Source organism: Streptacidiphilus anmyonensis, from assembly GCF_000787855.1.
GTDB lineage: Bacteria > Actinomycetota > Actinomycetes > Streptomycetales > Streptomycetaceae > Streptacidiphilus > Streptacidiphilus anmyonensis.
Window position 1 is genome coordinate 125,257 of record NZ_BBPQ01000015.1, and the last position, 11,287, is coordinate 136,543.

At 75.5% G+C, this 11,287-nt stretch carries 11 protein-coding genes; 4 read left to right on the forward strand and 7 right to left on the reverse strand.

What is annotated here, in order from left to right:
• Nucleotides 1–62: 62 nt before the first annotated feature.
• On the reverse strand, nucleotides 63–938 hold the full coding sequence (locus TR50_RS16865) for a diacylglycerol/lipid kinase family protein (RefSeq protein ID WP_042421537.1): 876 nt from the start codon (nucleotides 936–938) through the stop codon (nucleotides 63–65).
• Nucleotides 935–2,578, reverse strand: a complete 1,644-nt coding sequence (locus TR50_RS16870) for an FAD-binding oxidoreductase (protein WP_042421539.1) — start codon at nucleotides 2,576–2,578, stop codon at nucleotides 935–937. Before TR50_RS16870 ends, TR50_RS16865 begins: the two co-directional genes overlap by 4 nt.
• 71 nt (nucleotides 2,579–2,649) lie before the next feature.
• Here TR50_RS16870 and TR50_RS16875 point away from each other — a divergent pair, with 71 nt between their 5' ends.
• Together TR50_RS16875 and TR50_RS16880 are read left to right on the forward strand one after the other, a co-directional pair.
• On the forward strand, nucleotides 2,650–3,276 hold the full coding sequence (locus tag TR50_RS16875; RefSeq protein WP_152648439.1) for a TetR/AcrR family transcriptional regulator: 627 nt from the start codon (nucleotides 2,650–2,652) through the stop codon (nucleotides 3,274–3,276).
• Nucleotides 3,277–3,326: 50 nt separating this feature from the next.
• Nucleotides 3,327–4,880 carry a glycerol-3-phosphate dehydrogenase/oxidase gene (locus tag TR50_RS16880; protein WP_042421544.1) on the forward strand — a complete coding sequence of 518 codons (1,554 nt, stop codon included), beginning with the start codon at nucleotides 3,327–3,329 and terminating at the stop codon, nucleotides 4,878–4,880.
• Between the two features lie 33 nt (nucleotides 4,881–4,913).
• Here the strand turns inward: TR50_RS16880 and TR50_RS16885 are convergent, their stop codons facing one another.
• From TR50_RS16885 to TR50_RS16900, 4 genes are all read right to left on the reverse strand, one after another.
• Nucleotides 4,914–5,840: a helix-turn-helix domain-containing protein gene (locus tag TR50_RS16885; protein WP_042421546.1), complete on the reverse strand. Its 927-nt coding sequence runs from the start codon at nucleotides 5,838–5,840 to the stop codon at nucleotides 4,914–4,916.
• Nucleotides 5,837–6,646, reverse strand: a complete 810-nt coding sequence (locus TR50_RS16890; RefSeq protein ID WP_369405747.1) for a peptidoglycan-binding protein — start codon at nucleotides 6,644–6,646, stop codon at nucleotides 5,837–5,839. The genes TR50_RS16885 and TR50_RS16890 overlap by 4 nt, the downstream gene beginning before the upstream one ends.
• Before the next feature lie 298 nt (nucleotides 6,647–6,944).
• Entirely contained in the window at nucleotides 6,945–7,682 is a 738-nt protein-coding gene (locus TR50_RS16895; protein ID WP_042421547.1) for a hypothetical protein, read from the reverse strand.
• Nucleotides 7,683–7,689: 7 nt separating this feature from the next.
• On the reverse strand, nucleotides 7,690–8,100 hold the full coding sequence (locus tag TR50_RS16900; RefSeq protein WP_042421549.1) for a DUF5997 family protein: 411 nt from the start codon (nucleotides 8,098–8,100) through the stop codon (nucleotides 7,690–7,692).
• Nucleotides 8,101–8,209: 109 nt separating this feature from the next.
• Here TR50_RS16900 and TR50_RS16905 point away from each other — a divergent pair, with 109 nt between their 5' ends.
• Together TR50_RS16905 and TR50_RS16910 are read left to right on the forward strand one after the other, a co-directional pair.
• Entirely contained in the window at nucleotides 8,210–8,968 is a 759-nt protein-coding gene (locus TR50_RS16905) for a LysR family substrate-binding domain-containing protein (RefSeq protein WP_042421551.1), read from the forward strand.
• Between the two features lie 378 nt (nucleotides 8,969–9,346).
• Nucleotides 9,347–10,231, forward strand: a complete 885-nt coding sequence (locus TR50_RS16910) for an NAD(P)-dependent oxidoreductase (RefSeq protein WP_042421553.1) — start codon at nucleotides 9,347–9,349, stop codon at nucleotides 10,229–10,231.
• 6 nt (nucleotides 10,232–10,237) lie between these two features.
• On the opposite strand, the gene TR50_RS16915 is transcribed toward TR50_RS16910, so the two are convergent.
• The gene (locus tag TR50_RS16915; RefSeq protein ID WP_084700452.1) at nucleotides 10,238–11,266 is read right to left on the reverse strand and encodes a LysR substrate-binding domain-containing protein; all 1,029 of its coding nucleotides are present in this window, start codon (nucleotides 11,264–11,266) and stop codon (nucleotides 10,238–10,240) included.
• Nucleotides 11,267–11,287: the final 21 nt, after the last annotated feature.

An 11,287-nucleotide genomic window follows, 5' to 3' on the forward strand; every position in this document is an offset into this window, starting at 1 on the left:
GATCCGATTGTTCCAGGGACGGAGGACTGTTCACGTGTTTGCAACGACCGCGCCCGAAACGCTCACGCCAGCAGCTTGAGCGCTCCGGGCAGCAGCGTGATCCGGGCCGGAAGGGTGGCGACCTCGTCGCCGTCCGCGCAGACGGGCACGGGCCGGTCCGCGTCGACGGTGACCGAGGTGCCGGTCGCGAGGGTGACCTCGGGGCGGTCGACGTGCGTGCCCTTCTTGGCCTGGCCCATGAAGCTGACCACCTGGCGGCGCGGCCCGTCGCCCACCACCATCACGTCCAGCTTCCCGTCGTCGAGCTCGGCCGGCGGGACGATCCGCAGGCCGTGCCCGTACGCGCCGGAGTTGGCGACGACCACGGTGTGCGCGCGGACCTCGCTGCGCTTTCCGTCGAGGTCGAGCGTGTAGGCGGCCGGACGCCAGCGCAGGATCGCCTGGACCGGGGCGAGCCGGTAGACCAGCAGCGCGGGCAGCCGCCGGTTGGCGTTGATGATCTGCGTGGCCAGCGAGTCGATGCCGATGTAGACGTTGCCCGGCGCGATGACGCCGTTGACGTCCAGGACGTCGAGCGCGCGCGGCTCGCCCCGCAGCAGCAGCCGGGCCTGACCGGCCGGGTCGGTCGGCAGACCGAGCCGCCAGGCCAGGTCGTTGCCGCGACCGGCCGGGACCAGGCCCATGGTGCCGCGGGCCCGCACCACGCCGTCGGCCACGTCGCGCACCATGCCGTCGCCGCCGACCGCCACCACCACGTCGCCGCGCTCGGCGGCCTGCCCGGCCACGGCGATCGCGTGCTCGCGGCTCTGCGTCGGGACGGTGAGGACCGTCGCCCCGCCGGCCCGCAGCAGGTCGCTGACCGGCTGCCACTGCTCGAAGCCGTGCCCGCCGCCGGAGATGGGGTTGACGACGGCGGTGAAGGACCTGGGGGCCGTCACTCGGTCACCGCCGCGTCGGCACGCAGCGGGAGGTTCTCGATCAGCACGCCGGGGTTGAGCACCCCGGCCGGGTCCAGGGCGCGCTTGACCGCCCGCAGCGCGTCGACGGCCAGCGGGCCGATCTCGTCGGCGTAGGTGGCCGCGTGGTCGGTGCCGACGCCGTGGTGGTGGCTGATCGCCGCGCCGCTGGTGCGGATCGCCTCGTTCGCGGCCGACTTGGCGAGGCGCCACTGGGCGAGCGGGTCGTCGGTCTGGGCGCAGGCGACGGTGAAGTACAGCGAGGCGCCGGTCTCGTACAGGTGCGAGATGTGGCACAGCACCAGCGGCGGCGTGCCCTGCGCGGTGAGCGCGTCGGTGAGCGCCGAGGTGACCGCGGCGCGCAGCGCGTGCAGGTTCGACCAGAAGGTGACCGTCTCCAGCGTCTCGATCAGCACGCCCTCGTCGAGCAGCGGGTCGCGCAGGTAGGGGGCGCGGTAGCGGCCCTGCCGCCAGGCCTCGCCGCCCTCGGGGCCGAGCGGCTCGCCGCCCGCCTCGCGCAGCACGGCCGTGGCGCCGGCGCGGCGCGCCTCGACGTCGGCGGCGGTGCCCTCGTAGCCGGTGACGGCGAGGCAGCCGCCCGGGCCGCCGCCGAACATGGCGGACGGGTCGGCCAGGTTGATGCCGGTCTCGGCCTCGTCGGACAGCCGCAGCACGGTCGGCTCCGGGCCGTCCTGGACCAGGCGGCGCAGCGCGGCGGCGCCGGTCTCGAAGTCGGGGAAGCGCCAGGACTCGAAGATCCGGACCTCGGGCCTGGGCCGCACCCGGACGGTGACCGAGGTGATCACGCCGAGGGTGCCCTCCGAGCCGAGGACCAGCTGCCGCAGGTCCGGCCCGGCGGCCGACTTGGGGGCGGTGCCGAGGACGACGGTGCCGCGCGGGGTGGCCAGGGTGAGGCCGACGACCATCTCGTCGAAGCGCCCGTACCCGGCCGAGGACTGGCCGGCGGAGCGGGCGGCGGCGTAGCCGCCGATGCTGGCGCCCTCGTAGGACTGCGGGAAGTGGCCGAGGGTGAAGCCCTCCGCGCCGAGCGCGGCCTCGACGGCCGGTCCGCGCATGCCCGCCTGGAGCGTGGCGGTGCGGGAGACCGCGTCGACCGCCAGGACCGCGTCCAGCCGCTTCAGGTCGAGCGCGACGACGCCCGCGAAGCCCGCGCGGGCCGGGGCCAGGCCGCCGACGACGGAGGTGCCGCCGGAGTACGGGACGACGGCGACGCCGCGCTCGCCGCACAGCTGAAGCAGCGTCACCACCTCGTCGTGCGAGGCGGGGTAGAGGACCGCGTCCGGCGCGTCGGAGGCGTCGCCGGAGCGGAGCTTCAGCAGGTCCGGGGTGGACCAGCCGCGGGTGTGCGCCAGCCGGGCCTCGTGGGCGGAGCTGACGTGCTCCTCGCCGACGACCGCGGCGAACTCGGCCAGCGTCGCGGCGTCGAGGGCGACGTCCGGCAGCGTGATCCCGGCCGGCTCCAGGGCGGGCGCGGGCTGCTTCACGCCGAACGCGGCGAGCGTCTCCTTGGCGGCGGCGGGCAGGTGCGCCGCGTGCGCGGGGTCGCCCCAGCGGAAGGGGTGGAACGCCACGACGGGCAGGTCGTTCTCGGACGCGGTCATGGAGCTGTCCTCGGCTGGGTCGGAACTGGTCGGGTGCGGGCGGAGGGCCCGCTGATACACTTCTACATGTGATGTCGCAGCGAATCAACAGCACGGGCGAGCTGAAGGCCGCGAACGCCATTCCCGAGGAGCAGATCCTCGACGCGGCCTACCGCCTGCTGCTCACCATCGGCCCGCAGCGGATGACCATGGCCGACCTGGCCCGCCAGGCGGGCGTGTCGCGCGCCACCCTCTACCGGCGCTGGGGCTCGGTGCGCGAGGTGCTGGCCACGCTCACCATCCGCGCCTGGACCGAGCTCGCCGAGGAGGCCTTCCCGCCCGGCGCGCGCACCGAGGTCACCCGCGCCCGCATCGTCGAGGGCGTGGTGACGCTCGCGCGCGGCATCCGCACGCACGAGCTGCTGCGCACGATCATCGCGACGGACCCCGAGTTCCTCACGCCCTACCTGCTCAAGCGCCGCGGCACCAACACCGACCACCAGCTGGCGCTGCTGGAGCTGGCGCTCGCCGCGGGCATCGCCGACGGTTCGGTGCGCGAGGAGGATCCGGCGCTGCTGGCCCGCTCGGTGCTGCTCACCACCTGGTCCTTCACGCTGACCGGGCCCGTGCTCGCGGGCTCCGCCGACGGCACGGGCCCGGAGATGGACCGGCTCGACGCCGAGCTGGCCCGCCTGCTCGACCGCTACCTCGCCCCCTGACCCCACCCAGCGGCCCCTCCCCCACCCGGCCCGGCAGACAGGACGTCCGCGTGAACGTGCAGCACAGCTACTCCGCCTCCCTGAACGCCGCCCGCCGGGCGCGCGAACTCGCCGCGCTGCGCGAGGCCGCCGGCCGGCCGGAGCCGGTCGTCGACGTGCTGGTCGTCGGCGGCGGCGTCACCGGCGCGGGCGTCGCCCTCGACGCCGCCTCGCGCGGCCTGTCCGTGGTGCTCGCCGAGAAGCACGACCTCGGCTTCGGCACCAGCCGCTGGAGCTCCAAGCTGGTCCACGGCGGCCTGCGCTACCTCGCCTCCGGCGCGGTCGGCATCGCGCACGAGAGCGCGGTCGAGCGCGGCGTGCTGATGGAGCGGACCGCTCCCCACCTGGTCCGCGCCCTGCCGCAGATCGTGCCGCTGCTGCCGGGCACGGGCCTGTCGGGCGCGGCGCTGGTCCGCACCGGGTTCCTCGCCGGCGACGCGCTGCGGATCGCCGCACGCACCCCGTCGGGGACCCTGCCGCGCTCACGCCGCCTGTCCCGCGCCGAGGTGCTGCGCTACGCGCCGACTGTCGACGCGGCCGGCCTGCGCGGCGGCCTGGTCTTCTGGGACGGCCAACTGACCGACGACGCCCGCCTGGTGACCGCCATCGCGCGCACCGCCGCCGCACACGGCGCACAGGTGCTCACCCGATGCTCCGTCAGCGACGCGACCGGGAACGGCGCGACGCTCACCGACGAACTGACGGGAGAGAGCTTCCCGCTGCGGGCCGCCATGGTCGTCAACGCGGCGGGCGTCTGGGCCGGCGAGGTCACCACCGGCATCACGCTGCGCCCCAGCCGGGGCACCCATCTGGTGTTCCGCCAGGAGGCCTTCGGCGGCATGACGGCGGGGCTCACCATCCCGATCCCGGGCGAGACCAACCGCTTCGTCCTGGCCCTGCCCGCCCCCGACGACCGCGTCTACGTCGGCCTGACCGACGAGGAGGCCCCCGGCCCGATCCCCGACGTGCCCGAGCCGACGGACGCGGAGATCGAGTTCCTGCTGCGCACCCTCAACACCGCGCTGCGCGCCCCGCTTTCGCGCGAGGACGTGATCGGCGTCTTCGCGGGCCTGCGCCCGCTGCTGGACACCGGCTCCGGCCGCACCGCCGACGTCTCCCGCAAGCACGCCGTGCTCACCGCCCCCGACGGCCTGGTCACCGTCGTCGGCGGCAAGCTCACCACCTACCGCCGCATGGCCGAGGACGCCCTCGACGCCGTCCTCACCGCCAACGGGCGCACCGCGGCCCCCTGCCGCACCCGCTCCCTCCCCCTCGTCGGCGCGGCCGACCGCGCCACCCTCTCCCACGTCAAGGCCCCGCTGCGCCTGGTCCAGCGCTACGGCACCGAGGCCGTCGACGTGCTCGCCGAGGCGGGCGGCGACCCGGCGCTGCTGCGCCCGATCGCCCCCGGCACGCAGACGACGATGGCCGAACTGCGCTACGCCGTCCGCCACGAGGGCGCCCTCGACGCCTCCGACCTGCTCGACCGCCGCACCCGCATCGGTCTCGCGCCCGAGGCCCGCGCCGCCGCCCTCAAGGCGGCCGAGGCCGCCCTCGCGGACTGACCCCGGCCACCCCGCGACCGACATCCGGCCAGGTCAGGGCTCGGGGACCGAGACGCACTGCGACTGCTTGTCGGTGAAGGTCAGGCAGGCGCGGAGCGCCGGTCCGCCGGGGACGACGGGGACCATGAAGGTGTAGAAGAAGGTCTGCGCCGTGTAGGGGTCGGGCACGACCCTGGACTGGACGTCGGAACCGGCGGCGATCGAGAGCCGGTCGCCGGCCTGGCTCGACCAGACCCGGGCCCACGCGGCCCCGCACTGCGCGTTCCAGCGGATCTCGACCTCCGCGCCCTGCGAGAGCCGGAAGATCCCGAGGCTCAGCGGGTTCACCCCGCAGTTCATCGCCGTCGGGTCGCCTCCGTCGCACGCCCTGCCGACGCAGCCGACGGCGCCGGCGGCGCCGTCGGAGGCCGTCGCGGAGGCGGCGGCGACAGGGCCGCGGCGCCCGGCGCCGAGGCCCTGCCAGACAACGACGCCGACGGCGGCGAGCAGCGCGAGCACCCCCAGCAGGGCCAGCAGGGCCCGCTTTCCCGGACCGCGCTGCGGGCCGTGCTCCAACACGTCGGTCGCGACCGGCTCGATCGACCCCGCGGACACAGCCGCCACCGACGACGCCGACGACGCGGCCGGCGCGGTCGAGGCGACGTGGCGAGCCGCCGGCTCGGAGGCGGGCGGCGGCTCAGCGGCCGACCGCTCCGGCGCGGAGACGGCGTCGCGCTGGTTCCAGGCCGCCTCGGCGACGGTCCACAGCGCCCGGAAGCGCTCCTCGGGCTCGCCCACGAGCGCGCACAGATGCTGGACGGCCTGCCACGGCGGCAGAGCCTTGCCCCCCAGGTAACGCCCCCAGGACGACTTGCTGAAGGGAGTGCGCTCGGCCAGCGCCGCCAGGCTCAGGTCGTGACGAGCCCGAAGGCGCTGCAGCTCCGCGGCCAGGACGGTGCACGCGGCCGGCGTGCCGGTCATCCGCGCAGGGCCGCCCAGGTCTGCGGACCCACCTGGCCGTCGACGTCGATGTGGTGCGCCAACTGCTCCTGGATGACCGCGTGCAGGGTCATCGGCCCGAACGCGCCGTCGATGCCGCCGGGAGAGATGCCCGCGTGCTGGAGCAGGCACTGGATCTCGGCGACCTCGGGACCGGCGTCGCCGTCCATCACCAGGTCGCTGACCGTCGCGCTGTTGCCCGCGAACCACTGTCCGCCGGACTGCTGGTACGTGCAGCGGTAGGCCACCGGGGACTTCGCGGGCGGCTTGGCGACCGCGGCGGGCGCCGCCGAGGCCGTCGTGGTGCTCCACGGCTGGACGACGGCCAGCGTGATCGCCGCGCCGACCAGGGCGGAGACCACGGACGTCAGCGCGGTCCGCAGGTCAGGGAGCCGGCGACGCGCCGGCTCCGGCGCGTCCTCCAGTGCCTGCGGGTCGGACCACCCCTGCTCCGCTTCGGCCTCCTCCTCCGTCGTGGCCGACGGTCCGGCGGGCCTCCAGGCCTGCTGCGCCGCGTCCTGGAGAGCGGAGACGGTGGCGGCCTCGGCTCCCGCCAACTCCACCAGCTTCTGCACCGCCTCACGCGGCGCCAGCGCCCGTCCACCGAAGTAGCGCTGCCAGGACGCCTCGCTGTATCCGGTGCGGTCGGCCACCTGGACCACGCTCAGGCCGGTTTCGTCCTTCAAGCGCCGCAGCTCCGCGACGAAACGGACCACTGCAGGATCGAGCCCCTCCGGCAGGACCTTCCAGCGAGCCACAACCACCCCCTGGTTGAGCAGGCGCCTCACGCGCCGAAATACGTGGCAAATGCGGTTCAAGGCGACTCCCCCGGGCCGCCGGATGAACTGTACACGCTGAGTCGAAGTGCCGGACGACTGTCAGGACCGCACAGCGTCGGCGCAGGTCACGAGCCATCCCGTCCCAGAAGACCGCCATCTGTCCGGCGGGGCTGGACCTGCGCGCTCCGGCGTCGAAGGATCGGAGTCAAGCGGTGCGGATCACCGTCCTCCGGTGGGCCCGTACAGGGGTCGGGCCCACCGGAACGCGGACCGCCGGAAGGCGGGCCCGCCGGAGCGTGAGAGAACGTCAGGCGCGGGGAGGCAGCTCGATCCAGAGGGCCTCGGCCTCGCCCAACAGCCGGCCGTCACGGCCGTAGAGGGCCGTGCAGGTGGTGTGCTTGCGGCCGTCCTGCGCGATCAGACGGGCCGTCACGACGCAGGGCTCGCCCACCGACGGCGCGCCCAGCACCCGTGCGGTGATCCGGCCGAGGACGACGTCACGGGTCTCCAGGTCGATGGTCCAGGCGCCGGGGCAGTCCAGGGCCGCCCAGACGAACTCCGGCCGGACGGCTGTGCCGTCGGTGTCCGCGAGCTCCGCGTCGGGCGTCCAGGTGCAGGCGTGGAGGCCGTCGCGGTCGGCCACGGCGCCCGCGTAGAGGTGCAGACCCTGCGCCTCGCCGCGCTGCGTGCCGCAGACGAAGCAGCCGGGGAAGGGATGCCGGACCAGGCCCCGGTACGACTGCTCGGCGGCCTTCGCCGTCTCGAAGGAGACGGGCTCCGGCGTGCCGAGACCCGCCAGGGCGGCGGGCGCGGCCTCGCCGACCAGGGCGTCCTCGTGGTGCAGCGTGACGCCGCCCTCGTCCGTGACGAAGGCGTGCATCGGGGTCCCGAGCGGCGGCGGCTTGCGCAGCGTCACGACGGCTGAGGCCGGGGCTCCGGGCAGCAGCGCGGCGAGCGCGCCCGAGAAGTACCCACCGTTGGCCGAACCGGGCGGGCCGTTGAAGAGCGGCGGAACGATCAGTGCGGCAGCGGCGGGCTGGGTCATCCCCGGATCACGCCTCCTTCGCGGCGCGACGGGCGGCGTCGGCCGCGTGCTTCTCCTTGATCCGCACGCTCTCCTTGCGGACCTCCGCCTGGGTGTCGCGCTCGATCTGGAGCCAGCGCGGGTTCTCGGCCTTGATGGCCTCGATCTCCTCGGTGGTCAGCGGCTCGGACAGGCCGTTGCGCACCAGTCCGGAGACGGAGACACCCAGCTTGTCGGCGACCACCGGGCGCGGGTGCGGGCCGTTGCGGCGCAGGTCGGCGAGCCACTGCGGCGGGTTCGCCTGCATGGCGTTCAGCTCGTCCCGGGAGACGACGCCCTCCTGGAACTCGGCCGGGGTGGCCCCGAGGTACACGCCGAGCTTCTTCGCCGCCGTGGCGGGCTTCATGGTCTGGGTCGTCCTGGGCTTGCTCGAAGTCATGGCTCAAGGGTAGCGAGCCGCGCGACCCGCCTGGTCACAGCCGGTACTGCGCCCCCCAGGCGCCAGGCGCCGCGCGCACGGGCACGGCGCGCACCGGTACTGTGGCGGCGTGACCGAGACGCCCGCTTCCTCCTCCTTCCGCCTCGCCTACGTCCCCGGCGTGACGCCGTCCAAGTGGGCCCGGGTCTGGAGCGAGCGGCTCCCGGAGACGCGCCTGGAGCTCGTCCTGGTCCAGGCGGACGCGGGCGGGCCGGTGCTCCGCGCGGGTGACGCGGACGCGGGCCTGGTCCGCCTCCCCGTCGACAAGGACCAGCTGCACGCGATCCCGCTCTACACCGAGACCACCGTCGTGGTGATGCCGAAGGACCACCGCCTCGCCGAGGCCCCGGAGGTGGCGCTCGCCGAGCTCGCCGAGGAGCTCGTGCTGCACCCGCAGGACGACGTGCTCGGCTGGCCCGAGCAGCCGCCCGGCCAGGCGGCGAAGGACCGGCCGCAGACGACGAAGGACGCGGTGGAGCTGGTCGCGGCCGGGATCGGCGTGGTGCTGGTGCCGCAGTCGCTGGCCCGGCTCCACCACCGGCGCGACCTCACCTACCGGCCGGTCCCCGAGGGGGAGGCGCCGCAGTCCCAGGTCGCGCTCGCCTGGCTGCGGGACCGCGACTCGGAGCTGGTCGAGGAGATGATCGGCATCGTGCGCGGTCGCACGGTCAACAGCTCACGCGGCGCGACGGCGACGGCCGCCGCGAACCAGGCGCCGAAGCGGCAGCAGGCGCGGCCGCAGCCGCAGAAGCAGCAGCGCCAGCAGAAGCCCGCCGCGCGCGGCGGCAAGCCCGCCTCCCGCCGGGGCAAGCCGGGCCGCCGCGGCTGACGCAGCATCCGTCCGCGCCGCAAGCTGCGCGGCCGACTCCCCGCCCAAGGGCGGAGCGGACGATCCGCGCCACGGCCTCACCCCGCCGAGCGGTGCCTCAGGCCGGAGTCCCGGCCCCGCCGGACGACCCGGACGAGGCGGCTGTCCGAACAGCCCGCGCCACCCCAAGCCCGCCCCGCGTGACGCCAGGCCGAGCCGCGACCGCGCCACGGCATCGTCCCCGCCGAGCGCGACCCGGGCCGAAGGCCCCGGGCTGCCGGGCGACTCGGGCCGAACCGAAACGCTTCCCCTCGCGGCTCGCGCCGCGGGAGTCCGCTAGCGTGGCGAAGGTCCGCGCCCGAACGGACGCGGGGACCCATGGTGAGGGGAGCGGACGGGATGACGCAGGAGCTCACGGTCGGTTTCGTCGGACTGGGCGCGATGGGCCGCGCCATGGCGGGGAACCTGGTGCGGGCGGGGTACCGCGTCCGCGTGTGGAACCGCTCGCCCGCCCCGGTGGCCGAGCTGACCGCTCAGGGCGCCGACGCCGCGGGGGACCTGCGCGGCGCCTTCGACGCGGACGTGGTCGTGTCGATGCTCGCGGACGATCCGGCGGTCGAGCCGATGCTCGACCCGGCCCTGCTGGCTACTGCCCGGCCGGGGCTGGTGCACGTCAACATGGCCACCGTCTCGGTCGACCTGGCCAGACGCGCGGCCGCGGCCCACGCCGACCACGGCCTCGGCTACGTCGCCGCCCCGGTGCTGGGACGGCCGCCGGTCGCCGAGGCGGGCCAGCTGGCCATCCTCGCGGCCGGGCAGTCCGCCCTGCTGGACCGGGTCGACCCGCTCCTCGCCGTCCTCGGGCGCAGGACGTGGCGGCTGGGCGACGAGCCCTACATCGCCAACACGCACAAGCTCGCCGCCAACTACCTGATCGCCTGCGCGATCGGGGCGATGGCGGAGGCCGCCGCCCTCGTGGACGCCGTGGGCGGCCGGTCTGCGGATCTGATCGGCGTGATCACCGACAGCATCCTGCCGGGACCGGTCCACTCCGGCTACGGAGCGATGATCGCCGAACGTCGCTACGAGCCGGCCGGCTTCCGCGCCGTGCTCGGCCTGAAGGACGTCAATCTCGCACTGACCGCAGGCGGGGAGGTCAACGTCCCGCTCCCGCTCGGCGGCGTACTGCGCGACGCGCTCCTCGACGCGGTCGCCCACGGCGACGGCGACCGCGACTGGGCCGCCCTGGCCGAGGTCGCCCGCCGCCACGCGGGGCTGGCCTGACGGCGGTTACCTCCCGCGTCCCCCGCGCCGGGCCACGTCGAGGAGGAGGCGGGCCGGGGAGGCCAGTTCGGTGTCGGCCCGCCACACCGCGCGCAGGACGCGGGTGAGCGCGACCTCCTCGGCCACCGGCACCTCGACCAGGCGGCCCGCCGCCAGGTCGTCCGCGACCGCGAGCAGCGAGAGCACCGCGGGCGCGGCGCCCTGCGCCGCCGCGCTGCGCAGGGGGCCGGTCGCGCCCAACTCCAGTGCCGGCACCGAGGGTCCGACCCAGGGGCGCAGCGCGCGCTCCAGCGTCTCGCGGGTGCCGGACCCCGGCTCGCGCAGCAGCAGCGGCGTCTCGGCGAGTTCCGCGCCGGAGACGGGCGTCCCGCGTCGCGCCCACGGATGGTCCGGCGCGGTCACGACGGCCAGCCGGTCGCGTCCGACCGCGAGCGAGCGAAGGTCGCGCGGGACGAACGGGCCCTCGATGAAACCGAGATCGGCCTCGCCGTGCCGCAGCGCCTCGATCACCTGATGGCTGTTGGTGACCCGCAGCCCGACGTGCGTCGCGGGGCTCACCTGACGAAGACTCACCAGCCATCCGGGCAGCAGCTGTTCAGCGAGAGTGAGGCTGGCGGCGAGGCGCAGTTCGCCACGCTGCTGCGCCTGGAGCGCGGCGAGCGCCTCGGCCAGCACGTGCGCCTGGTCCAGCACCCCGCGCGCCCAGTCGGTGACGACCAGCCCGGCGGCCGTCAGCCGCGAGCCGCGCCGGGACCGGTCGAGCAGTTGCAGCGCGAGCTTGCGCTCCAGGGTGCGCAGGCGGGCGCTGGCCGCAGGCTGCGTGATCTGCTGCTGCGCGGCGGCCCGCCCGATGCTCCCGGTGTCGGCGACCGCGACCAGCAGTTCCAGGGTCTCCAGGTCCGGCAGCCGCCGCGACGCGGGCAACCGCGGCTGTCCGGCCGCGTCCCGCTCCCACTGGACCGCGGCCCGACTGTCGGGCTCCGCCGCCTCCGCCACCTCTTCGCTCCGCCCTGACGCCCCGCTCTTCGCCGCCATCGCCCGGCCCCCGCCACGTGC